Below are 23,553 nucleotides of genomic sequence, written 5' to 3' on the forward strand. Positions count from 1 at the left end.
ACATATTATAACGTGCAAGACGAAACCCATGTTTCGGCTTTTTTTATTTGTAGAGATTTATTGTGAGAATCGTAAAGAGAAGACGCCAATTAAGGCGTCTTCTTCCCTTTTTTTATTAGTTACACCTTTTTAAAGGAAATATGGACTAAAATGGGCTGTTTCGAGAGAACCACTTTAAGGGAAGTTTCTAAATATTACTGAACCTGCTGAGTTTATTACCGAAACTGGCTATGATATTACCGAAATAATGAAGTTTATTACCGAATAAATGGATTATTTTACCGAACGGATATAGGTTTTAATCATTCAGTCATGAAGCTGACGATTATAACTATCCTTTGCATACTAGGTATGACAAGGCATCATTTGTTTCTAAGGTAGAAAAAAGGTACACTACACATAGGGAATAATATTACTTTTATTTAGGATAATTAGGTGAAAATCATGAATACATTTGTGTATCAGTCTACAAGTTCTGAGGATACGTACCAATTGGCAGAAAAATTGGGTTCCGTTGTTAAGTCTGGAATGGTAATTACGTTAGAAGGAGACTTGGGGGCAGGTAAGACTACTTTTACAAAGGGTTTGGCTAAAGGACTTGGAGTTCAACGTAATGTGAACAGTCCTACTTTTACTATCATTAAGGAATATATGGGAAGATTGCCTTTATATCATATGGATGTATATCGAATTGAGAACGATTCAGAGGATTTAGGGTTTGAAGAGTATTTTGAAGGGGAAGGTGTCACAGTTGTTGAGTGGGCGCATCTTATTTCAGATTACTTGCCAAAGGAAAGGCTCGCTATTTCCATTTTCCATATAGCGAATAATGAAAGAAGAATTGAATTCAAGCCTTTTGGAATATCATATGAAATGCTTTGCAAGGAGATATTTTAATGAAAGTTCTAGCTTTAGATACCTCAAATTATGTACTTGGAATTGCATTGTTAGATGGAAATACTGTAATTGGAGAATATATTACTAATTTAAAGAAAAACCACTCGGTCCGAGCTATGCCTGCAATTCAGCAACTCATGAAAGAATGTGAAGTAGAACCAAAAGAATTAGGGAAAATCATTGTTGCTAACGGACCTGGATCTTATACAGGGGTTCGAATTGGAGTGACTATTGCCAAAACACTAGCATGGACTTTGGGAATACCCATTGTAGGGGTTTCTAGCTTAGAGGTGATTGCTGCAAATGGTAGATATTTCGATGGATATATCAGTCCATTGTTTGATGGAAGACGAGGACAGATTTATACAGGACTATACCGGTATGTGGATGGAAGTCTAGAAAATGTAATTCCAGATGGCATATTGCAATCATCAGAATGGGCTCAAACTATGTATAATAAGGACAAACCAGTACTTTTTATTGGAAATGATCTTCCACTGCATCGAGAGATTATTGGAGAAATCATGCAGGAACGTGCATTTTTTGCTTCAGAAAGCATGTATAATCCAAGACCAAGTGAGCTAGCTTATCTTGGTTTGTTAAAAGAAGCAACTGAGGTACATTCATTTGTTCCTAATTATGTTCGTATGGCAGAAGCTGAAACCAATTGGCTAAAACAACAGAAAAAGTAAGGGATTTATGAGTGGGAGAGACCATGGAAAACAAAATGATTATTCGACTAATGACAGATCGAGATCTTGATGATGTATTAGAACTGGAACATCAGTCCTTTACATTGCCTTGGAGTAAAGAAGCGTTTTTTAATGAGCTACATCATAATCAACATGCTGTATACGTTGTAATTGAAAATAAAGGCAAAATCATAGGTTATTGTGGCACATGGTTAATCCTTGATGAAGCGCACATCACAAATATCGCTATTCTTCCATTATATAGAGGAAGAGGGCTAGGAGAGAGGCTACTGGCTTATATGATGAATTTTGCTAAATCTCGCAACGTAGTGACCATGACTTTAGAGGTAAGGGTGAGCAATGTTGTCGCTCAGTCCTTATATGAAAAGCTTGGATTTAAAAAAGGTGGTATCCGAAAAAATTATTATTCCGATAATGGAGAGGATGCTATCGTAATGTGGGTGAATTTTATATGAAGGATCAAATTATTGTCGGAATAGAAACATCATGTGATGAAACTGCAGTAGCTGTTGTGAAAAATGGAAGAGAAATCCTATCTAACGTAGTGGCATCTCAAATTGAAAGTCATAAACGTTTTGGTGGAGTTGTACCTGAGATTGCTTCCAGACATCATGTAGAACAGATGACTATAGTGCTTGAAGAAGCGTTGATGAAAGCGGAAATCCAATATAAAGATATAGATGCAATTGCAGTTACTGAAGGTCCAGGACTAGTAGGTGCTCTTTTGATTGGAGTCAATGCAGCTAAAGCTATTTCTTTTGCACATAACATTCCATTAGTAGGAGTTCATCATATTGCAGGGCATATTTATGCGAATCGATTGTTAACAGAGTTTTCTTTTCCATTATTATCACTTGTAGTGTCAGGTGGACATACAGAGTTAGTGTATATGGAGGAGCACGGCGTATTTAAAGTTTTGGGAGAAACAAGGGATGATGCTGCTGGGGAAGCTTATGATAAAGTGGCACGTACGTTGAATCTACCGTATCCAGGTGGACCTCATATAGACCGACTTGCACATGAAGGTCAACCTGTCATTGATTTACCACGTGCATGGTTGGAAGAAGGGTCTTATGATTTTAGTTTTAGTGGTTTAAAATCGGCTGTAATCAATACATTACATAATGCCGAGCAACGCGGGGAAGTCATTTCTCCGCAGGATCTTGCTGCAAGTTTCCAGAACAGCGTCATTGATGTTTTAGTAACAAAAACAGTGCGTGCTGCCAATGAATTAAAAGTCTCTCAAGTCTTGTTGGCAGGCGGTGTAGCGGCTAATAAAGGATTAAGAAACGAGCTTGAACAAGCATTTGAAAAAATGGAAAATATTCAACTGGTGATTCCACCTTTGGCACTTTGTACAGATAATGCAGCAATGATTGCTGCTGCAGGAAGCATCCTTTTTGAAAAAGGAAAAAGGGGTGGAATGGATATGAATGCTCATCCAGGATTGGATTTAGAGGCATAAATATAATGAAAACTGGCCGACTGAATTACTTTCGGCCAGTTTTTTTTGCTCTTTTTGCTCCTGTAAGGAATTATTTATACTACTTGCCTCGACATTTTGTGCGCTTTTTCATACTTATCCAAGAAATATCCACAAACATATACACAATTAGACAGTTGAGTTTCAAACTTTTTTTAAACTTTTCCACATTATCCACATTTTTTACCCGACTTTTCCACAAAACGGGTAGTTTATCCACAAAAGAAGGCTGACAATAAAATTGCCAGCCGCATTTATTAACAGATATCTACATATACTTTCAATTTTCGAGTAATTCCCATTCTTCCATAAGAGAATCTAATTCATTATTGGCATTTTCTAGCTGTTGATTGAGGTCTAATACTTTTTTATGGTCTTGGAAAATATCAGGATCACATAATTGGGCATTAATAGATGTAATTTCTGCCTCTAGCAGCTCCATTTTATTTTCAATTTCTTCAAGTCGTCTAATCCTTTGTCTTTCAACTTTTTTTGCTTCTTTGTCTAATTGATAACTAGATTTGTCATCTACCTTTACAGTTTCGACTTTGTTTAAGGATTCAAGCATTTCAAGTTCTGCTTGCTCTTGTTTTTTCTCTAGATAGTAATCATAATCGCCAAGGAATTCTTCAGTACCAGATTGTGATAATTCAAAAACCTTTGTAGCTATCCGATTAATAAAATACCGATCATGAGATACAAATAGCAATGTGCCTGGGTAATCAATCAGTGCATTTTCAAGGACAATTTTACTATCTAAGTCTAAGTGGTTGGTAGGTTCGTCTAGAATAAGGAAATTAGCTTTTTGCATCATGAGCTTAGCAAGTGCCAGTCTAGCCTTTTCTCCACCAGATAAAGTGGAAACGGTTTTTAGCACATCATCTCCAGAGAAGAGGAAATTGCCTAATACGGTTCGAATCTCTTTTTCATTCTTTTGTGGATAATCATCCCATAGCTCATTCAAAACACGTTTGTTTGAAACTAAATTTGCTTGCTCTTGATCATAGTACCCAACCTGCACATTCGTACCAAATTGAAAACTTCCATGGAATGAAGACAACTTGCCAATCAGTGTTTTTAATAGAGTAGATTTCCCAACACCGTTTGGACCAACAAGGGCAATACTTTCGCCTTTCGTAATTCTCATAGAGATGTTTAAGGATACGGGTTTGTCATACCCGATGGAAAGATCTTTGCTATTTAATACTTCATTTCCACTTTGTTTTTCAATTTGAAATGAGAAGTTTGCCGATTTTTCATCCCCTAAGGGCCTGTCCATTACCGTCATTCTTTCGAGTTGTTTCCTTCTACTTTGAGCTCTTTTAGTCGTCGATGCTCTAGCGATGTTTCTTTGGACAAAATCCTTGAGTTTTTCAATTTCGTCTTGTTGTTTCTCGAATTGTTTCAAATCGCGTTCAAAATCTTCAGCTTTACGAATCAAGTATTCACTGTAATTTCCATAATATTTTTTGATAGACTGTCTAGATATTTCATAAACTTGGTTTACAACCTTATCCATAAAATAACGGTCATGGGAAACGATGAGTACTGCGCCGTCATATCCTTGAAGATATTGTTCCAGCCAAGTTAAAGTTTCGATGTCCAAGTGATTGGTAGGCTCATCCAGAATCAGAATATCGGGTTTTGTTAAAAGTAATTTGGCTAAAGCAAGTCTCGTTTTTTGTCCTCCACTGAGAGTAGAGATTAGAGTATCTGTGCTGAATGTAGAGAATTGTAGCCCATGAAGAACAGAGCGGATATCTGATTCATATTGATATCCTCCTATTTCCTTGAAACGAATTTGTAGTTGATCATATTCTTTAATAATTTTCTGATATACTTCATCATTGTCAAAAATATCAGGGTTCGACATGGTTTCTTCCAATGAACGTAATTTTTTCTCCATTTCGATGACTGGTTGAAATACGGTCAACATTTCTGCCCAGATGGATAGACTGGATTCAAGGCCAGTATTTTGGGCCAAATATCCAATCGTTACATCCTTAGGTTTAATCATTTCTCCGCCATCATGGGACATTTGTCCGGCAATAATTTTTAAGAGTGTGGACTTTCCAGCGCCGTTTCTGCCGACCAATCCGACCCGGTCTTTATTTTGTATTTCAAGTTTTATATTAGACAGAACCATTTCTGCCCCATAATATTTTGAAAGTTGGTTTACTTGTAACAAAATCATAATTATATCACCTCAATTTACATAATGTAAGTGTAAACGAAAGAAGAAGCAAAGAGCAATACAGCCGCCTGATGTTTTAAGTAATAATGCATACACACAAATCGAAAAAAATAGTGTATCATCATATGGAGAGGTTCTGCATGGAGGCTTTTACACACATATTGGATGAAAAAGGCAGAGCTAAAATGGTAGATGTTTTAGCAACAAGCCTGATACAGTCCGAATGGCAAATGAGATTTCAAGCATTCTAGTGAACAAAGATATATAATAAAATATCCAATAGAGAATGAAAAAATGGTGTACTGACAGTCGCCCAAATAGCTGGATCATGACCACTAAAAGTACATTCTCCATCCTACCGATGTCATCGGATTTCTATCCATGGAGTCGATATTGACTTGGATCTGAACCAGGAGATAGGGTTATTAATTAACAATAGAAGTAAGAAGAAAACCAAGGGTTCAACAGGTGTCTAAATGGAAGCACTAACAGGTTCAACTGCAGCATCATTGACCGTATATGCAAGACCATTGATAAAGAGATAACAGTGGTCCTACATTTTTAGAAACTTAGCTGGTGGTATATCAAGCCCTGATTTTCATAAAACAAACTTAAGAAGCAGTGAGCTAGAGGTTGATGGAGGGGAATATATGACTCAAGAAATGAAAATTCCGCAAGCAACGGCTAAACGGTTACCCTTATATTATCGGTTTTTAAAAAATTTACATTCATCAGGAAAACAAAGGGTTTCATCTGCTGAGTTAAGTGAAGCGGTTAAAGTCGACTCAGCGACTATTCGAAGAGATTTTTCTTACTTTGGTGCTCTTGGGAAAAAGGGATATGGATATAACGTAAATTATCTATTGAGCTTTTTTAGAAAAACTTTAGATCAAGATGAACTGACTAAAGTTGCATTAATAGGGGTAGGAAATCTAGGGACCGCATTTTTGAATTATAATTTTTTGAAAAATAATAATACCAAAATAGAAATGGCCTTTGATGTGGATGAAGAGAAGGTAGGAACGAAAATTGGAGATGTTCCCGTTTATCATATGGATGATATAGAGGAACGCTTACAAGTTGAAGGGGTGACTGTAGCCATTTTAACTGTGCCGGCCCCAGTGGCTCAACCAATCACAGATCGATTGGTTTCATCAGATGTAAAGGGGATTTTAAACTTTACACCGGCAAGACTGAACGTTCCAGCTTCCATTCGAGTACATCACATTGATTTGGCGGTAGAACTACAATCTTTGGCCTATTTTTTGAAGCATTATCCGATTGTGGAAGAAACTCTTTAAGCTAATCGAGCTGTAGATTTTGTTAGAAATAACAAGACTACAGCTCTTCTATTATTAAGAGAAAGTATAGGGAGAGCATAAATTGAAACCAATATTACTTGATTTTCCTACTGAATTTACTACAGAAAGATTATTAATCCGGATGCCGAAACCTGGAGATGGGAGAGCTGTCTATGATGCTATCAAGGCATCACTTCCTGAATTAAAACCATGGATGCCCTTTGCCCATAAAGACCAATCTATTGAGGATGTGGAAGCCAATATTAGGGAGGCACACCTAAACTTTCTAAAGAGAGAGGATTTACGTTTACTAGTTGTTTTAAAAGAAACAGGTGAATTTATTGCTTCTTCTGGATTACATAGAATTGACTGGTCAATTCCAAAGTTTGAAATTGGATATTGGATTGATACAAGATACAGTGGTAAAGGGTATATGACAGAGGCTGTTAAAGGAATAATGGATTTCGCATTCACAGAGTTAAAAGCAAGAAGGATTGAAATTCGTATGGATACAGATAATCAAAAAAGTCGAGCCATACCAGAAAGGTTAGGCTTGACCCTTGAAGGTATACTTAGGAACCATAGTGTTTCTGTAGAAGGTAATCGATTAACTGACACTTGTATATTTGCTGAAGTAAAATAGCAAAATGGGCAACACAGTAAGGTTGCCCATTTATTATTTTTTCTTCTGAATGGATTTAAGTTTTAAATGCAACATAATCATACGGAAGCCTGAACCAAAATCGATGGTTGCAAGAATGATTAATAAAAATGAGAAAAAATTCCATCCGGCGGTTGATACATTTTGCACCGCGAAAACGGTGAATAAAATACCTAAGATGATATAAATTAATCCTGTCATTAGGGGTGATTGTCGTCTCATACATTCCTCCAAATACTGACGGTACCTACTTTATACTATATCAAAATAATAGCAAAAACGCTGCAGTCTCTGCTTGCTTGATGAATTCCTCCATTTCCTCGCGATAGCTTTGTAGAATCACTACTATAGTATTCATGGTCATATGAGCAATGATCGGTACGAGGATTCGATTCGTTTTTACATACAAAAACGCAAAGGTGAAGCCCATTGCTGAATACAAAATGATATGGATGGGTTCAAAATGGGCGAAACCAAAGATGACAGAGCTTAGAAGGGCTGCAAAGAAGAAATTCATCTTTTTGTATAACGCTCCAAAAATGATTTTTCGGAATACAATTTCTTCTAAAATTGGACCGATGATAGAACTGACAATCATGACTGCAGGAATAGACTGAATGAGCTCCATAATCCTAAGTGTATTTTCTGACCCAGGTTCGATCCCGATGGCTTTTTCAATGGATGCTGCAATGATTTGAGCAAAGAAAGCCATAAAAACGCCACCAATGGCCCATAGAACGGAGGTAGATACGGATGATTGATGTTCACGCACTAGCTCTTGTTTTCTCTCATTTCTTAAAAACAGCAGCACAATAAGAAGTGTGATAACAAAGCTGATGACAATCCAATATCCTCCGGATTTAATTTGTAGTTCCTCACCTCTCCAACCCAATCCAAAACCGACACCCATCATAATTGGAACCCCAACTATGCTAGAAAGCTGCATGGCAATATATGCAATCAGTATAAACCAATATTCTTTTTTCAATCCTAGTGTCTCTCCTTTTGGATAGATCCAATTTACATATGTAATTTGGTTTTTCTTTTATTATTTTAGTTACTTACCATAAGAAAGTATTCTCCTTTATTGTACAGGGAGTCGGGAACCCTTTCAAATGTAAGGTTTATTGTAGGATTGATTAGTAAAGGATAGAATTGGACCGAGAATAACTTCGTAGAAAATCTCATGAAATTTTATTGTTTTCTACTTGCAAAACGAAAAGGAATTATTTAATATATAAATTGTGTTAGCACTCTAAGACGATGAGTGCTAATAAAGAAAAAGATGGAAAAGTATGAGGAGGTCGTTTTACTTGATTAAACCATTAGGTGATCGCGTTATTATTGAACTAGTTGCTTCAGAAGAAAAAACTGCTAGCGGTATTGTTTTGCCTGATACTGCAAAGGAAAAGCCTCAAGAAGGTAAAGTCGTTTCCGTTGGTACAGGTCGCGTGCTTGATAATGGCGAGCGTGTTGCTTTAGAGGTTGCTGTTGGCGATCGTATCATCTTCTCAAAATATGCTGGTACTGAAGTGAAATATGAAGGTACTGAATACTTAATTTTACGTGAAAGCGACATTTTAGCTGTTATTGGCTAATTTAATACTTAATTGAATCGTTAAATTTTAGGGAGGTAATGGAAAATGGCTAAAGAGATTAAGTTCAGTGAAGAAGCTCGCCGTTCGATGCTTCGTGGTGTAGATGCTCTTGCAAACGCAGTTAAAGTAACACTTGGACCTAAAGGACGTAACGTCGTTCTTGAAAAGAAATTCGGTTCGCCACTAATCACAAACGATGGCGTGACAATTGCTAAGGAAATCGAATTAGAAGATGCATTCGAAAACATGGGTGCAAAACTAGTTGCTGAAGTTGCAAGCAAAACGAATGACATCGCAGGTGACGGTACGACTACCGCTACGGTATTAGCACAAGCTATGATTCGTGAAGGATTGAAAAACGTAACTGCTGGTGCAAATCCTATGGGTCTTCGCAAAGGAATCGAGAAAGCTGTTTCAGTGGCTGTTGAAGAGCTAAAAGCTATCTCTAAACCAATCGAAGGCAAAGCTTCTATCGCACAAGTAGCTGCTATTTCTGCAGCTGACGAAGAAGTAGGTCAATTGATTGCAGAAGCTATGGAACGCGTTGGTAACGACGGAGTTATCACAATCGAAGAATCAAAAGGCTTCACTACTGAGTTAGATGTAGTAGAAGGTATGCAATTCGATCGTGGATATGCTTCTCCATACATGGTTACTGATTCAGATAAAATGGAAGCTGTTTTAGACAATCCATATATCTTAATTACTGATAAGAAAATCGGTAGCATTCAAGAAATCCTACCAGTTCTTGAGCAAGTAGTTCAACAAGGTAAGCCACTATTAATGATTGCTGAAGATGTTGAAGGGGAAGCTCTTGCAACTCTTGTAGTGAACAAACTACGTGGAACTTTCAACGCAGTAGCTGTTAAAGCTCCTGGCTTCGGTGACCGTCGTAAAGCAATGCTTGAAGATATCGCTGCACTAACTGGCGGTGAGGTAATCACTGAAGAGTTAGGCCGTGACCTTAAATCTGCAACAATTGCTTCTCTTGGTCGCGCTGCTAAGGTTGTTGTTACAAAAGAAAATACAACAATCGTTGAAGGTGCTGGTGAAAAATCAGCAATCGACGCACGTGTTAACCAAATCCGTGTTCAATTAGAAGAAACAACTTCTGAGTTCGATCGTGAAAAATTACAAGAGCGTCTTGCTAAACTAGCTGGTGGCGTAGCGGTTATCAAAGTTGGTGCTGCTACTGAAACTGAGCTTAAAGAGCGTAAACTACGTATTGAAGATGCACTTAACTCCACTCGTGCAGCGGTTGAAGAAGGTATCGTTTCCGGTGGTGGTGTAGCACTTCTTAACGTATATAATAAAGTAGCTGAAATCCAAGCTGAAGGTGATGCAGCAACAGGTATCAACATCGTATTACGTGCGATGGAAGAGCCAGTTCGCCAAATCTCTCACAATGCAGGTCTTGAAGGTTCTGTAATCGTAGAGCGCTTAAAGCGTGAAGAAGTTGGAACTGGATTCAACGCTGCTACTGGTGAGTGGGTGAACATGATTGAAGCTGGTATCGTCGATCCTACTAAGGTTACTCGTTCTGCGCTTCAAAACGCAGCATCTGTTGCAGCTATGTTCTTAACGACTGAAGCAGTTGTTGCTGACAAGCCAGAAGAAAACAAAGCTCCAATGATGCCTGATATGGGCGGAATGGGCGGCATGATGTAATAATCGCTAAAATCCTTGATAAATAAGGATTTTAAAGCGAGTTGCTAACGAAATGCTATTATCAGGTATATAAAAGAGGCTTCTCATTAGTTGATTCAACTTTTGAGAAGCCTTTTTCTGTTGCTTAAGATAGTAGGTGATGCATTATGTAGTATCTTTAATAATAATAGCCTAATTATCTATCCCATGTTTATTCTTATTGCTAGTAAGCAGTAACTGCAGCTAGTTATGCAATCATATAGAAGAAAATATAGTAGGCGCATGTATGATTTCATGCGCCTACTATATTCTTATCCTTTTGTGCTAATCTGATATTTTCTTATGCGATACTGTAGACTTTGTCGACTAATACCAAGTGCTTTTGCTGTATGGGAAATGTTGTGATTGTAATCACTCAATGTTTTCGTAATGTATTTTTTTTCTACTTCCATCATTTGTTCTTCCAGTTTTTTGCAAGGACGATTATTTATAGAAATAGGCTCTTCGATGTGTGGAGGTTCAGTTTGAAAATTGAATTGAGTCTTCATCCGAGTTTGAATAGGTAAGTGTATGGTTGAGATCCATTCTTCATAGTCAACTAAGTTCATTGCCCCTTCAATGACATGCTGTAGCTCTCGAACATTACCAGGCCAATCATATAATTGAAAACGTTCAAGGACCTCTTCTTCAACTCCATCAATATTCAATCCAAATCTAGTGTTGTATTTATCAATAAATTGTTTTATAAGAAGAGGGATATCTTCTTTTCTTTCACGTAGAGGTGGAATGAAAATTGATACAACACTTAATCGATAAAATAAATCTTTACGTAGCCTTCCATTTGCTATTGCGTCAACTGGATCTTCATTTATAGTTGCTATGATGCGGACATCAATTGGAATATCTTTTGTATCTCCCACTCTACGAATAGTATTCTCTTGTAATGCGCGTAGCAATTTGGCTTGCAATGAAATATCCAAAGCGTTCAGTTCATCTAGTAAAATGGTTCCACCTTCCGCTTGTTCAAATAACCCTGGTCTTTCAATTGCACCAGTAAATGCGCCTTTTTTTGTACCAAATAACAAGCTTTCTATTAAACTATCAGGAAGTGCAGCACAGTTCTGGGAAATGAATGGTTTTGAAGATCGATTACTCCCATTGTGAATACTTTGTGCAAAGAGTTCCTTACCCGTCCCAGTTTCTCCAACGATGAGAACAGATGAGGATGTTCGAGTAGCGCGTTTACTTGTTTCAATCACATCTTTCATCACAGAATTGTCACCAAAAATAATTTGATCAAAGGTGTATCTGGTGCCTGTTTTCTTACTGGAATTCTCTTTTATAAGTCGCTCTAATTTTGTTATGTCCTTTGCGATCTCGATTGCACCAATAATTTTGTTATTTTTTTTAATTGGAAAGGTATCATTAATCGTTGTGATTTCTTGTCCTTTATTATTGAAATAGGTCTGTTTAATATTTTTATTAACATTATTGTATAGAAGTGTTTGTAATAACGTACTCTCACTAGCGTGTTGGAAAGGAAATACTTCTAATACATTTTTATCTAATACATCTTCTACCAACATTCCCTCGATCTCGCTCATTTTTCTATTATAGATAATAGTTTTACCTTTTTCGTCTATCGCATGAATTCCGACATCAATCTCATCCAAAATTTTTTCAATAAATATATGAGGATAGTTTTTTACGTTATGATTCATTTTGATCCCCTTTTCTAACAGGTAGCTAACAGTATTCTATTTTAAGAGATAGATAGTTGAGGTGCAATATAATATTGCTCTTATTTGTGCAAAAAAAAATAGTCAATGCAATTTGAAATTGCATTTTGTTAGGATCTGCAAGACTAAAAAACATTGAAATATTTTAGAACGTAGTAGTTGAATAAACATTTTTTTCAGAATAATTCAATATAAATGATGATTATTATAGAACTGGCATGGAATTTGCATTGTATCTTAGTAGAAAAATGAAAACACTTACAAAGGAGAGAAAAGAGTTAAAAATCTGATGAAACTAGATTTAATATAGTAAAGAGAACAAAAAGAGAGTTTGGATTTATTCTATTGTTTGATTGGGCAATATTTCTCGTAGAGGTGGAATACCATGGAAGCAACACTAAATAAGACAAATAATGAAGTTAAACAAGAAGAATCGTTAAATTTATTTACTTCTACCCAAATTGTTATTAAAGATGCACTAGAGAAACTTGGTTATGCAGAAGAGTTTTATGAGTTGTTGAAAGAGCCGTTACGTATGTTAACAGTACGTATACCTGTAAAAATGGACGATGGTCGTGTTGAAATATTCACGGGTTATCGCGCTCAACATAATGATGCTGTTGGACCAACAAAAGGTGGAATTAGATTTCATCCAGAAGTAGATGAAGATGAAGTCAAGGCATTATCCATTTGGATGAGTTTAAAATGTGGGATTGTGGATTTACCGTATGGTGGAGGTAAAGGCGGAATTATTTGTGATCCTAGGCAAATGTCATTTGGAGAGCTAGAACGTTTAAGTAGAGGATATGTACGAGCTATTAGCCAAATTGTTGGTCCTACAAAAGATATTCCTGCTCCAGATGTTTATACAAACTCTCAAATTATGTCATGGATGATGGATGAATATAGTAGATTGCGAGAAAATGATTCTCCAGGTTTCATAACAGGAAAGCCACTTGTATTAGGGGGTTCTCATGGTCGTGAAACTGCTACGGCACAAGGTGTGACCATTTGTATTGAAGAGGCAGCAAAGAAAAAAGGTATAGATTTAGTAGGAGCTCGAGTAGTGATTCAAGGGTTTGGAAACGCAGGCAGTTTCTTAGCTAAATTTATGCATGATGCAGGAGCGAAAGTGATTGGGATATCAGATGCTCTAGGCGCGTTATATAATCCAGATGGACTTGATATAAATTATTTATTAGATTGTAGAGATAGTTTCGGTACAGTGACAAATCAATTTGAAAATACAATTACCAATCAAGAATTATTAGAATTAGAATGTGATATTCTTGTGCCAGCAGCAATTTCTAATCAAATAACAGCTACTAATGCGCACAACATCAAAGCTTCAATTATTGTCGAAGCGGCAAATGGTCCGACTACATTAGAAGCAACGAAAATTCTCACTGAAAGAGAAATTCTTCTAGTTCCAGATGTATTGGCAAGCTCAGGGGGAGTAACTGTTTCATATTTTGAATGGGTTCAAAATAATCAAGGTTACTATTGGAGTGAGGAAGAAGTTGCAGAGAAATTGCGCTCAATCATTGTTAGATCATTCAATAATGTATATGACTTGTCCCAATCGAGAGATGTTAATATGCGTTTGGCGGCATATATGGTAGGCGCGCGCAAAATGGCAGAAGCATCACACTTTAGAGGTTGGGTATAAGCTAGGTGAAGTAAATGAAAAGGTATGTTCCAACATACCTTTCAATTCCACTCTACGTAATGCCAATCTATTTCGTGTTATATGTAATTATATGTAAAGTATATACACTAAAAGATTTACTGATTTGATTTTGAAGTAAGGTCATATAGTTATATTTGGTAGCGGTTACATAATAACTGATTTTACTGGTAGGTTGAGAAAATGGTTGGGAAATTTAATAGCTTTACTTATACCAACCTATCATTAGAATTCACACAAAAATACGAACATCGAGGGAGAAATTATTATGAAGAAAGAAATGTCGTTTGGGATATCGATGATACCACTTGTCTTCATGATTGTGGCTATGACTCTAACAATCATTGTACTAGAACAAGGTCCTCATATTCCATTAATAGTAGGAACCACTGTTGCAGCAATAGTTGCATGGCGTTCTGGTTACTCTTGGAAAGAAATTGAAGAGGCCATGTATAAAGGGATTCGTCTCGCTCTTCCGGCAATTGTTATCATAATACTTGTTGGTTTAACAATTGGTGCTTGGATAGGTGGAGGTATTGTTGCAACCATGATTTATTATGGGTTAAAAATTATTACACCTTCATTATTTCTAGTATCAATCACAATTATCTGTTCAGTCGTTTCTTTAGCAATTGGAAGCTCATGGTCAACCATGGGAACAATTGGTGTTGCTGGTATGGGGATTGGAATGAGTATGGGTATTCCAGCTCCTATGATCGCTGGAGCAATCATTTCAGGGTCTTATTTTGGTGATAAAATGTCACCGCTTTCAGACACAACGAACCTAGCTTCTGGTTTGACCAAGACTGATTTATTTGAGCACATTCGTCATATGCTTTATACAACTATTCCTGGTCTTATAATCGCTCTTATTGTTTACGGTTTCTTAGGAAGGAATTTTGGTCAAAGTGGCGTGGACACTAAAGATATTCAAAAGACGATTGGTGTCTTGGAAGATAGCTTTGTCATTTCACCTTTCTTATTAATCATTCCACTTATTGTCATTCTTTTAGTAGCAAAAAAGGTTCCTGCCATCCCAGCGTTAATTTCTGGTATTGTTCTTGGCTTATTGTCCCATGTTTTCATACAAGGGGGCTCTTTCTCTGACGCTGTTGCAACATTACAAGGCGGTTTCTCTATCGAAACTGGCAATGCAATGGTTGATGATTTATTTAATCGTGGTGGATTAGATTCCATGATGTACACTGTATCAATGACGATTGTAGCGATGACTTTTGGTGGAATATTGGAACATACAGGTATGCTTCAAGCTATCGTTAAACAGATTTTAAAAATCACGAAATCTGCGAAAACACTTATAGTGTCTACTATTTTCTCGTGTTTTGCTACAAATGCTACGTGTTCGGAGCAATATATCTCAATAGTCATTCCATCCCGTATGTATGCAAAAGCATACAAAGAAAAAGGGCTTCATTCAAAAAATTTATCGCGTGCTCTTGAAGATGGCGGCACATTAACCTCGGTGTTCATACCTTGGAACACTTGTGGAGTTTTTATCCTTGGAACGCTTGGTGTGCACGCATTCGACTATGCGCCATATGCAGTATTGAATTTCATAGTACCAATCATTTCGATTATTTATTCTATGACAGGATTTACTATTGCGAAATTAAGTGAATCAGAAATAATCGATATGCAAAAGAATGATGATATTACATCGCATGCATAATTTTTAAAGAAATGAGGGGAGGGATGGCTAATGAAAATTACGGAAATTGAACTTTATGCCATCCACTTGCCTCTCCATGAACCCTTCGTCGTTAGCTATCAGACGTACGACTATATGCCATCCATCATAGTCAAAATAGTAACGGATGAAGGAATTATAGGATATGGTGAGGCAGTAGCGGATGAACATGTAACGGGCGAAACTTGGGAGAGTACTTATTCGATTCTAAAACACAAGCTGGCTCCTGCACTAATTGGCCAGAATCCAATGAATATCGAGAAAGTTCATTTTATTATGAACCAGTTAATATACGGTGTGCCGACAGCAAAAGCAGCAATTGATATAGGATGTTTTGATATCATGGGAAAAAAACTCGGACAACCAGTGTATCAATTGATTGGTGGACGTTTTCATGATGAGTTCCCAATAACACATGTGCTAAGCATTGCAGAGCCGGATGCTATGGCTAATGAAGCAGCACGAATGGTTGAAAAGGGTTATCGTTCATTTAAAATGAAGGTGGGCACGGAGATTCAAAAAGATGTCAATAGAATTCAGATGGTAAGAGATCGTGTAGGGGATCAAATAGCTATTCGTGTAGATGTTAATCAAGGTTGGGGAAATAGTTCCAAAACATTATTGGCTATTCGTTTTCTAAAAGATTATAATCTGGATTGGATTGAACAGCCTGTTTTGGCAGACGACATTGATGGAATGTCACATATTCGGTCAAAAACAGATATTCCTCTTATGATTGATGAAGGCTTAAAAGGGCCACGTGAAATGAGAGAAATTATTCAGAAAAATGCGGCCGACAAAGTTAATATTAAATTGATGAAATGTGGGGGAATCTATCCAGCTGTCAAATTAGCTCACCAAGCAGAAATGGTGGGGATGGAGTGTCAAATCGGTTCAATGGTCGAATCCTCCATCGGGTCAGCTGCAGGCTTTCATGTTGCGTTCTCTAAGAAAATCATTACAAGTGTTGAACTAACAGGACCTTTAAAATTTTCAAAAGATGTTGCTAATCTTCATTACGATGTGCCGTTTATTAGATTAAATGACTGTTCTGGACTAGGTGTAGAGATTAAAGAAGATGTGTTGAAAGAATTAACGGTGTTTGGTGATAAAGTAAAGTAATGGAGTGAGATTATGACCATTATTTATGAAGGTAAGCTAGTAAAAGGTCAACAATTATTTCAAGTTCAACCACTAAGCATAAATCACTTAAGTGAAATAATGCGCTTGCAGCAGACTACTGTTGACATGTTAATTGATAATGAGAGTCTACAACCACTAACAATTGAAGAATACCAATTTATCCTAGAAGGCAATGGGTTTATGATAGGCGCATTTGTAGAATCACAGTTAGTTGCTTTTCGTGCGCTATTAGTACCTGAAATTGATCAAGAACATCTTGGATATGATATTGGCTTTAGGGAAGAAGATTTACCAAATATCATTTATCAGGAAATTTCCATGGTCCATCCTATATACCGCGGAAACAAATTACAGCAAACGTTAGCAACCCTTATCATGGATGAATTGGCAAAGAGGAAAACACGATATACACATATTTGTTGTACAGTTTCACCTTTTAATATCCCAAGCCTGAAGGACAAGTTTGCTCAACAAATGAAGATTGCTGCATTGAAGACAAAATACGGCGATAAGAAGCGATATATATTCGTTAAGGAAATTGCACACAATGATCAAGGCTCTTCGTTCGAAACGACTCATCTTCCACTACATGATTTAACCAATCAGGAATCTTTACTAGCAAATGGTTGGAGAGGAATTGGTCTGAAAGAAATTAACGGAGAGTTTGTTGTATTGTTTGAAAAAATGAAATAAAGTATCCCCATTCTTAATAAGGATGGGGTTTTTTAATGAAGAAATTCAAAAGGTAATTAGTGGATCATACAAAATGAGACTAGACGGTTCATAAGTATTCATTATTAATAATCTTAAGAGAAGCGGACAAACAAAGGTTTGAGGGAATCGGTCTTATTTTCTTGTATATGGTTGAATATGGAGGAATCGTAAGCTATGACACCATACGGATTTGTGAGTGGCGCATGAAGAATTATGCGTCTTTTTTATTTATTAAATTTTTTTATTCCATGGATGTTTAAAAGACACATACATATACCGGTATTCTTAAATGCTAGTCTACAAAAACGATTATTAAGGTCCATAAATCTTAATGTTTGTAATATAGTACACTTCCTTTTACCTAATTCAGGGAGATAGTAGATTGCTGCTGGAAGGGAACTTACAGATGAAAATTCTGGAAAATAACCTAATTGACTAAGGGGATGTGTTTCTTTAGTACCAGACAAGATTCGACATGACTTTGACGCGGTAAATAATTAATGATACTTAATGAGTAGGTTTGAAATTTTTTATATGATATTTATCCAAGATTTGGTTTATTTGGGAATGTATCGAGGTAAAAAGTAACAGCAATTCATTAAATAATCAGTCACTTTGGTGTCTTAGGAGAGAAGATGCAGGATGTTAGAGTCAAAAAGAAGAGCAGTCATATTTTTAATGTTGGCCTTTTTATTAGCCGCAACTGCTGGATACATGGTGCTACAGAAGGTCAAGGCCTTGAATTCTGAACTAGGAGGAATGACAAAAATCTATATAGCCAATGGAGACATTCCAGCTAGGACACTCATTCAAAGCAATCAGATTACGACTACAGAAATACCGAATAAATTTGTAAATCCTTCACATGTGTTGAAGAAGGAAGAATTATTAAATCAAGTTGTAGTCGTCCCATTGGGTGACAAAGAAATGATTACGAAAAATATGATAAAACCTTATTCAAATTTGCGAAAAGAGGACAATCGCTTAGTGGCTATGTATCCATCTGAAAAGGTACAGTTCGATCAGGTAGTAGAATTCCTGGATCGGGTAGATATTATCGTTTCTACAAAGGAAGGAAATGTAGCAAAAACGGAAGTGTTCATGCGGGATGTTCCAGTTGCTTATGCTGATATGAAGAATAAGCAATTTACAGGTGTCGCACTAGAAGTCAGTGCAGAGGATGCTCCGAAGTTAATTCATATTCAAAACTATGCTGACAAGGTAAGGGTATTAAAAGCGAATGTTGGAAAAGCGGATGAAATGGAAGTGGAATCTGAGGCTTCAGTGGAGGGGAATGCAAGTTCCTCTGTAAAAGTCCCAGCTTCTAAAGTAACTCCTTCCCATGCAAATGCACAACCAACCACAACACCAGCAAAACCAGAAGCAGGGAAAACGGATAAACCGAAATAATGGAGAAGAAGCCAGAAGAGGGATGAACATGGAAGAGAAATTAAACATACTTTTAGTCAGTGATGATGAAAACATCCATAACCAGCTATTGAACGCTTTTTCTGACCAATATTCCATCCAGCATATTCAGCCGGTAGATGTGATTAGAGAAATTCATCGAGATGTTCAAAATATCATTATATTTGTTCAGCCGGAAAATGATATCTCTATTGAAAGCATTCAATACATAACATCGATTAGTCCCACTACTCTAGTCATTTATATTAGCAAAACTACTGATTTCAGTACATTAAGAAGTGTGACAAGAGCAGGAGCGGCAGAATTTTTTATTTATCCTGAAGAATTAAGTTTATTGATTAGTAGGTTTCCTACAATTTGCACGAATTATGAGGCTAACAAGACAAAAAATGAAGAAAAGTTGGCGTCCTTTACTCGAGGCAGAGGTCAAATTATTTCGGTCTTTAGTAATAAAGGAGGGGCGGGTACTTCCATCTTGGCAGCCTCGTTTGCTCAGACATTAAAACTGGAGACAAATGCTGAAGTCATTCTCATTGATTTGAATTTGCAATTTGGTGGGACGGAAACATTGTTGTCGATTGAATCCAATCGATCCATCGTTGATTTGCTTCCAGTAGCGAATGAATTAAATGAAAGCCATATACGGAATGTGGCCCAAAAACTTCCTTCCTCCAAATTGGATGTATTGTTGAGTCCATGTGATGCTGAGTTAGCCGAAACATTAACCGATGAATTTATTGCGAAACTGTTACGGACTTGCCGTCGGAGTTTTGACTTTGTTGTTTTGGATCTTCCTTCCCACATTAATGCCCAAGTAGTAACAGCATTAGAGGAATCGGATCGTATTCATTATGTTTTGAATCCGGATACACCATCTTTAAAGCTATTAAAGCAATTCGAAGACCTATCTATGAGACTCGGAATTGAATTACCTTCTCGTACATCAATCCTTCTAAATAAAACAAGCAAGGACAATGAAGTACAAGAAAAAGATTTGAAAAGCATTCTGCGATTCCCGGTAGGTGGAACAATCCGTTTAGATTTCAAAGGTCTCCAGCCATTTATTAATAAGGGAGAGCCCGTACGAAAGATCCCTAAAGAAAGACGTCTGATTCCTTTTGCCAAGGATGTCCGGAAATGGGCTTTGACAGCGGTGAAGTAGGGGGAAGATGAGATGACGTCCATATTTGATAAAAGAAAAGAAAGAATAAACGGATTAGCAAAGATTCAATCGTATCAATATGAAAATCATCTTGTGGATGAACTAGTCGATCACTACAAGGCTAGATTACTTCGGGACACGAACCTTGAGGTGCTAACCAAGCTGTCACAAGGAGAAATGCGGTTAAGGATTGAACAGCTAGTCAGTCAATTCATGTCAGAAGAAAGAACTGTCATTTCACGGCATGATAAGGAAATATTGATTACAAGAATTTTAGATGAATCGGTAGGCTACGGACCACTGGAGCCACTCATTAATGATGAGTCTATTACGGAAATTCTCATTAATGGTTGGAATGAAGTATACGTGGAGAAGCTTGGAAAGCTTGAATTGACAGATATCGTGTTTCGAAATGATGAACATGTTCGACATGTAGTTGATCGTATCGTGGCGCCAATTGGCAGGAGAATAGATGAAAGTTCTCCGATGGTAGATGCTAGATTACCAGATGGAAGTCGTGTAAATGCGGTCATCCCACCAGTCAGCCTAAATGGGACACTTGTATCTATCCGTAAGTTCAGGAAAGAACCCTTTAAAATGGATGATTTTTTAGAATTTCATACACTCAATTCAGCGATGGCTGAGTTTCTGAAAGCAGTCGTAACGTCCAAGTTGAATATTCTAATCTCTGGGGGGACTGGTAGCGGAAAGACGTCATTGTTAAATGTCTTGGCAACCTCGATCCCTTTTGGAGAAAGGGTTGTGACCATAGAAGATTCAGCAGAATTACGTTTGAACCGTCCTAATGTTGTGGGGATGGAAGCACGACCAGCCAATGTAGAAGGTAGTGGTGAAATATCGATTCGACAACTCGTAAAAAATGCCTTAAGGATGAGGCCTGACCGAATCATTGTGGGTGAGGTGCGAAGTGGAGAGGCATTTGATATGCTTCAGGCCATGAATACCGGACATGAGGGATCCTTAACAACGGTGCATGCTAATTCCCCTGACGATGCGTTAAGAAGGGTTGAAGCAATGGTTGTTATGGCAGGGATGGAACTTCCTAGCCATATAATAAGGGAATATATCGTTGGGGCACTGGACATTATTATTCAGGCTACTCGACTGACAGATGGAACAAGGAAAATTGTATCTATATCTGAAGTGTTCAAAAAAGCGGATGGAACACATGAGGTAAAGGAGATTTTTATCTTCAAACGAACCGGGATGAGTAGTGATGGAACGATAGAAGGATATTTCACTCCTACAGGTCACGTTCCTCAATGCTTAGAAAAGCTCTCCTATTTCGGAATAAGAATACCTGATACAGCCTTCTCTGAAGTTTTTGGGGAGGTGAGTATGTGATTGCTGCTTTCATAACTACTGCTGCTGTGTTTGTTACTATCATTGCTCTTTATTTTCTTTTAGATGTAAGGAAAGAAAAGCAGGAGTGGAAGAAAAGAGTCAATCAACTTTACCAAGACGGAGAAAAGAGGAAGAGTGCCATCGTCCTCTTAGGGGATCGGTTTGATCGAACAGAATATGCAAAGCCGATACAAAAAAGGCTCTTAGAAGCAAATATTCCTTTTACTCCTTCCGAATATATCGGTGCTCTCGTTGTTGCATATATGGGAGTCATCATTGTATTAAATAATTTTTTCAGCATTAGCTTTCCTATTAATTTCATTTTGGCGGGCTTGTTATTAGAAGGGGCGAAAAAACTTGTATTCCTTTTAAGGAAAAACAAGATGAAGGAACGGTTTATTGAACAACTCCCTCAGATTTGCAGGACTTTGGCTAATGGCACTAGGTCGGGTATGACACTTACCCAAAGTATCAATCTCGTTGTACAAGAGGTGAATCAGCCTGCAAAAGGTGAGTTTAAAAGAATGGCTAACGAGTTAGCTCTTGGTATTGATTTTACAGTTGCTCTTCGATCGATGGAAAAACGGATAGACAGTAGGGAGTTCCGTTTATTCGAAGCGACTCTGTTGATTCAGAAAAAAGCTGGAGGAAACCTATTCGCTGTATTGGATGAAATGGGTCAGACGTTAGAAGAGCGTAAGTTGCTCCAGCAGGAAATCAAGACGATGACTGCTGAGCAAAGATATGTTGCATATATCGTTCCAGTCATTCCTATATTTTTAGTTTTAATGATGAATAACGTGATAGATGGGTTCCTCGATCCCTTATTTTCAGGGTTAGGTATCATTTTGTTCTTACTATTTTTAACGGGTACGATTCTTACTTTCATTCTTGTAAGAAAAGTCACGAATATAAAGGTGTAAATAATGGATGGATTAATTGTCATCATACTATCTCTTACTTTGCTATTTTTAGCCCTATCCCTACGAAGCTTTTACAATTATCTAGTTTTGAAGGAAGAGCTAAAGGAAGAAATGAAGCAAAAGAGTTTTCTTTCGAAATTTGATTTTATAAAGAAGCCTTCGAAAAAAGAAAAAATCTTAACAAAAATCTTCGGATATGCGGATGATTTTTCAGATTTTGGCCAAAGGATTAACTTTTTTAGTGAAAATGAAGAGATTCATAGACTTCTCATGCAAGCTGGATTTCCTTACGACCTTACAGTAGCTAGATTTCAAGGGCTAAAAATGTTCATGATGGTCCTTGGGTTAATTACAGGTGGGATGAGTTTGGTCCTTCAGTTCCCGCTCTCTCAAGTGGTGGTTATCGTATATCCTCTCTTAGGCTATTTCTGCGCAATATTTTGGCTGAGAGGTAAAGCGAGGGCTCGACAGGAAGAATTATCCTTTCAACTACCCGATTTTCTGGATACGATGAGCGTCACATTGCAAGCGGGTGTCGGTTTGGATCAAGCTCTGAGAGATATTGCTCCATACTTTGAAGGTCCTATCCAGGAAGAGTTTGGACGGTTTATTCAGGAAACGGATGTAGGGGTTCCAAGGGCACAAGCATATCAAACCTTATTGGAACGAAATGAAAGTAAAGAATTCCAGTTACTGATTAAATCACTTATACAAGGGGAGCGTCTTGGAGTTCCTATTTCAAAAACCTTTAAGCAACAAGCAGAGGAAATGAGAAAAATAAAGAAAGAAAAAGTAAAAGAAAAAGCGGCAAAGGCATCTCCTAAAGTGACATTGATTACAACGTTCCTTGTCATGCCGTCAGCTTTAATTCTCATTGCTGGTTTAATGTTAATCAATATGTTTAACGAGAATAGCAATCTATTTGATTTGTTTAAATAAGAAAACACACAAAAGAGGAGAGAAACAAAATGAAAAGAAAAATGCAGGAATTATTCGTGAAAATGATGTACCCAGTAAAAAACGAAAGAGGAGCACAATCTCTTGAATGGCTAGGATTAGCAGCGTTGTTAATTTTAGTGTTAGGGATTGTATCCCAGGCAGTAAGTAAGCAAGAAGCAGGCATTGGTGATGTCATCTCTAAAATCATCAAAAAAATCACGGAGATGGTAGGCTAATTCAAACAAAAGGTG

At 37.2% G+C, this 23,553-nt stretch carries 22 protein-coding genes; 18 read left to right on the forward strand and 4 right to left on the reverse strand.

Annotated elements, in window-relative coordinates:
- Window positions 1-444: 444 nt before the first annotated feature.
- Genes tsaE through tsaD form a run of 4 tightly spaced genes read left to right on the forward strand, consistent with a single transcriptional unit; the run spans window position 445 to window position 3,075 of the window.
- A complete protein-coding gene (gene tsaE / locus DBX25_RS17955; RefSeq protein ID WP_108672158.1) occupies window positions 445-897 on the forward strand; it encodes a tRNA (adenosine(37)-N6)-threonylcarbamoyltransferase complex ATPase subunit type 1 TsaE in 453 nt (150 codons plus the stop codon).
- The gene (gene tsaB / locus DBX25_RS17960; RefSeq protein WP_108672159.1) at window positions 897-1,589 is read left to right on the forward strand and encodes a tRNA (adenosine(37)-N6)-threonylcarbamoyltransferase complex dimerization subunit type 1 TsaB; all 693 of its coding nucleotides are present in this window, start codon (window positions 897-899) and stop codon (window positions 1,587-1,589) included. Before tsaE ends, tsaB begins: the two co-directional genes overlap by 1 nt.
- Before the next feature lie 23 nt (window positions 1,590-1,612).
- Window positions 1,613-2,065, forward strand: a complete 453-nt coding sequence (gene rimI, locus DBX25_RS17965; protein WP_108672160.1) for a ribosomal protein S18-alanine N-acetyltransferase — start codon at window positions 1,613-1,615, stop codon at window positions 2,063-2,065.
- Complete coding sequence (gene tsaD, locus DBX25_RS17970) at window positions 2,062-3,075, forward strand: tRNA (adenosine(37)-N6)-threonylcarbamoyltransferase complex transferase subunit TsaD (RefSeq protein WP_108672161.1); 1,014 nt, start codon at window positions 2,062-2,064, stop codon at window positions 3,073-3,075. Before rimI ends, tsaD begins: the two co-directional genes overlap by 4 nt.
- Window positions 3,076-3,373: 298 nt before the next feature.
- Here the strand turns inward: tsaD and DBX25_RS17975 are convergent, their stop codons facing one another.
- A complete protein-coding gene (locus DBX25_RS17975; RefSeq protein WP_108672162.1) occupies window positions 3,374-5,287 on the reverse strand; it encodes an ABC-F family ATP-binding cassette domain-containing protein in 1,914 nt (637 codons plus the stop codon).
- A 650-nt stretch (window positions 5,288-5,937) separates the two neighbouring features.
- Between DBX25_RS17975 and DBX25_RS17980 the strand changes: the two genes are divergently transcribed.
- Together DBX25_RS17980 and DBX25_RS17985 are read left to right on the forward strand one after the other, a co-directional pair.
- Window positions 5,938-6,588 (forward strand): redox-sensing transcriptional repressor Rex, encoded by a 651-nt coding sequence (locus DBX25_RS17980; protein WP_108672163.1) that lies wholly within the window; start codon window positions 5,938-5,940, stop codon window positions 6,586-6,588.
- A gap of 82 nt (window positions 6,589-6,670) precedes the next feature.
- Window positions 6,671-7,231, forward strand: a complete 561-nt coding sequence (locus DBX25_RS17985; protein ID WP_108672164.1) for a GNAT family N-acetyltransferase — start codon at window positions 6,671-6,673, stop codon at window positions 7,229-7,231.
- A 33-nt stretch (window positions 7,232-7,264) separates the two neighbouring features.
- Here DBX25_RS17985 and DBX25_RS17990 read toward each other — a convergent pair whose 3' ends face one another.
- Window positions 7,265-7,471: a YdiK family protein gene (locus DBX25_RS17990; RefSeq protein WP_108672165.1), complete on the reverse strand. Its 207-nt coding sequence runs from the start codon at window positions 7,469-7,471 to the stop codon at window positions 7,265-7,267.
- A 40-nt stretch (window positions 7,472-7,511) separates the two neighbouring features.
- Window positions 7,512-8,237: a CPBP family intramembrane glutamic endopeptidase gene (locus DBX25_RS17995; RefSeq protein WP_108672166.1), complete on the reverse strand. Its 726-nt coding sequence runs from the start codon at window positions 8,235-8,237 to the stop codon at window positions 7,512-7,514.
- 325 nt (window positions 8,238-8,562) lie between these two features.
- Between DBX25_RS17995 and groES the strand changes: the two genes are divergently transcribed.
- Complete coding sequence (groES, locus tag DBX25_RS18000; RefSeq protein ID WP_108672167.1) at window positions 8,563-8,847, forward strand: co-chaperone GroES; 285 nt, start codon at window positions 8,563-8,565, stop codon at window positions 8,845-8,847.
- A gap of 45 nt (window positions 8,848-8,892) precedes the next feature.
- The gene (gene groL, locus DBX25_RS18005) at window positions 8,893-10,515 is read left to right on the forward strand and encodes a chaperonin GroEL (RefSeq protein ID WP_108672168.1); all 1,623 of its coding nucleotides are present in this window, start codon (window positions 8,893-8,895) and stop codon (window positions 10,513-10,515) included.
- 290 nt (window positions 10,516-10,805) lie between these two features.
- On the opposite strand, the gene DBX25_RS18010 is transcribed toward groL, so the two are convergent.
- Window positions 10,806-12,215 carry a sigma-54 interaction domain-containing protein gene (locus DBX25_RS18010; RefSeq protein ID WP_108672169.1) on the reverse strand — a complete coding sequence of 470 codons (1,410 nt, stop codon included), beginning with the start codon at window positions 12,213-12,215 and terminating at the stop codon, window positions 10,806-10,808.
- A 403-nt stretch (window positions 12,216-12,618) separates the two neighbouring features.
- On the opposite strand from DBX25_RS18010, the gene DBX25_RS18015 reads away from it, so the two are divergent.
- From DBX25_RS18015 to DBX25_RS18060, 10 genes are all read left to right on the forward strand, one after another.
- Complete coding sequence (locus DBX25_RS18015) at window positions 12,619-13,902, forward strand: Glu/Leu/Phe/Val family dehydrogenase (protein ID WP_108672170.1); 1,284 nt, start codon at window positions 12,619-12,621, stop codon at window positions 13,900-13,902.
- Window positions 13,903-14,188: 286 nt separating this feature from the next.
- Complete coding sequence (gene nhaC / locus DBX25_RS18020; RefSeq protein WP_108672171.1) at window positions 14,189-15,610, forward strand: Na+/H+ antiporter NhaC; 1,422 nt, start codon at window positions 14,189-14,191, stop codon at window positions 15,608-15,610.
- 30 nt (window positions 15,611-15,640) lie between these two features.
- Window positions 15,641-16,750 (forward strand): mandelate racemase/muconate lactonizing enzyme family protein, encoded by a 1,110-nt coding sequence (locus DBX25_RS18025; protein WP_108672172.1) that lies wholly within the window; start codon window positions 15,641-15,643, stop codon window positions 16,748-16,750.
- A 12-nt stretch (window positions 16,751-16,762) separates the two neighbouring features.
- The gene (locus DBX25_RS18030) at window positions 16,763-17,464 is read left to right on the forward strand and encodes an N-acetyltransferase (RefSeq protein WP_108672173.1); all 702 of its coding nucleotides are present in this window, start codon (window positions 16,763-16,765) and stop codon (window positions 17,462-17,464) included.
- Window positions 17,465-18,127: 663 nt separating this feature from the next.
- A complete protein-coding gene (cpaB, locus tag DBX25_RS18035) occupies window positions 18,128-18,895 on the forward strand; it encodes a Flp pilus assembly protein CpaB (protein WP_240620396.1) in 768 nt (255 codons plus the stop codon).
- Between the two features lie 28 nt (window positions 18,896-18,923).
- On the forward strand, window positions 18,924-20,075 hold the full coding sequence (locus DBX25_RS18040; RefSeq protein ID WP_108672174.1) for a CpaE/TadZ family protein: 1,152 nt from the start codon (window positions 18,924-18,926) through the stop codon (window positions 20,073-20,075).
- 12 nt (window positions 20,076-20,087) lie between these two features.
- Complete coding sequence (locus tag DBX25_RS18045; protein WP_108672175.1) at window positions 20,088-21,440, forward strand: TadA family conjugal transfer-associated ATPase; 1,353 nt, start codon at window positions 20,088-20,090, stop codon at window positions 21,438-21,440.
- Window positions 21,437-22,363: a type II secretion system F family protein gene (locus DBX25_RS18050; RefSeq protein ID WP_108672176.1), complete on the forward strand. Its 927-nt coding sequence runs from the start codon at window positions 21,437-21,439 to the stop codon at window positions 22,361-22,363. The genes DBX25_RS18045 and DBX25_RS18050 overlap by 4 nt, the downstream gene beginning before the upstream one ends.
- A gap of 3 nt (window positions 22,364-22,366) precedes the next feature.
- Window positions 22,367-23,302, forward strand: coding sequence for a type II secretion system F family protein (locus DBX25_RS18055; RefSeq protein WP_108672177.1), 936 nt, complete (start codon window positions 22,367-22,369; stop codon window positions 23,300-23,302).
- Between the two features lie 29 nt (window positions 23,303-23,331).
- Window positions 23,332-23,538: a hypothetical protein gene (locus DBX25_RS18060; RefSeq protein ID WP_108672178.1), complete on the forward strand. Its 207-nt coding sequence runs from the start codon at window positions 23,332-23,334 to the stop codon at window positions 23,536-23,538.
- Window positions 23,539-23,553 lie beyond the last annotated feature (15 nt).

This window comes from Peribacillus acanthi (assembly GCF_003073175.1).
Lineage (GTDB): Bacteria > Bacillota > Bacilli > Bacillales > DSM-1321 > Bacillus_BN > Bacillus_BN acanthi.

Coding starts and splice junctions, on each gene's coding strand:
- groL (WP_108672168.1), top strand. CDS start 8,893: ATGGCTAAAGAGATTAAGTTCAGTGAAGAAGCTCGCCGTTCGATGCTT.
- DBX25_RS18060 (WP_108672178.1), top strand. CDS start 23,332: ATGAAAAGAAAAATGCAGGAATTATTCGTGAAAATGATGTACCCAGTA.
- DBX25_RS17980 (WP_108672163.1), top strand. CDS start 5,938: ATGACTCAAGAAATGAAAATTCCGCAAGCAACGGCTAAACGGTTACCC.
- DBX25_RS17975 (WP_108672162.1), bottom strand. CDS start 5,287: ATGATTTTGTTACAAGTAAACCAACTTTCAAAATATTATGGGGCAGAA.
- DBX25_RS18010 (WP_108672169.1), bottom strand. CDS start 12,215: ATGAATCATAACGTAAAAAACTATCCTCATATATTTATTGAAAAAATT.
- DBX25_RS18030 (WP_108672173.1), top strand. CDS start 16,763: ATGACCATTATTTATGAAGGTAAGCTAGTAAAAGGTCAACAATTATTT.
- DBX25_RS18040 (WP_108672174.1), top strand. CDS start 18,924: ATGGAAGAGAAATTAAACATACTTTTAGTCAGTGATGATGAAAACATC.
- DBX25_RS18045 (WP_108672175.1), top strand. CDS start 20,088: ATGACGTCCATATTTGATAAAAGAAAAGAAAGAATAAACGGATTAGCA.
- tsaD (WP_108672161.1), top strand. CDS start 2,062: ATGAAGGATCAAATTATTGTCGGAATAGAAACATCATGTGATGAAACT.
- DBX25_RS18015 (WP_108672170.1), top strand. CDS start 12,619: ATGGAAGCAACACTAAATAAGACAAATAATGAAGTTAAACAAGAAGAA.
- nhaC (WP_108672171.1), top strand. CDS start 14,189: ATGAAGAAAGAAATGTCGTTTGGGATATCGATGATACCACTTGTCTTC.
- DBX25_RS18055 (WP_108672177.1), top strand. CDS start 22,367: ATGGATGGATTAATTGTCATCATACTATCTCTTACTTTGCTATTTTTA.
- DBX25_RS17990 (WP_108672165.1), bottom strand. CDS start 7,471: ATGAGACGACAATCACCCCTAATGACAGGATTAATTTATATCATCTTA.
- DBX25_RS18025 (WP_108672172.1), top strand. CDS start 15,641: ATGAAAATTACGGAAATTGAACTTTATGCCATCCACTTGCCTCTCCAT.
- rimI (WP_108672160.1), top strand. CDS start 1,613: ATGGAAAACAAAATGATTATTCGACTAATGACAGATCGAGATCTTGAT.
- tsaE (WP_108672158.1), top strand. CDS start 445: ATGAATACATTTGTGTATCAGTCTACAAGTTCTGAGGATACGTACCAA.
- cpaB (WP_240620396.1), top strand. CDS start 18,128: ATGTTAGAGTCAAAAAGAAGAGCAGTCATATTTTTAATGTTGGCCTTT.
- tsaB (WP_108672159.1), top strand. CDS start 897: ATGAAAGTTCTAGCTTTAGATACCTCAAATTATGTACTTGGAATTGCA.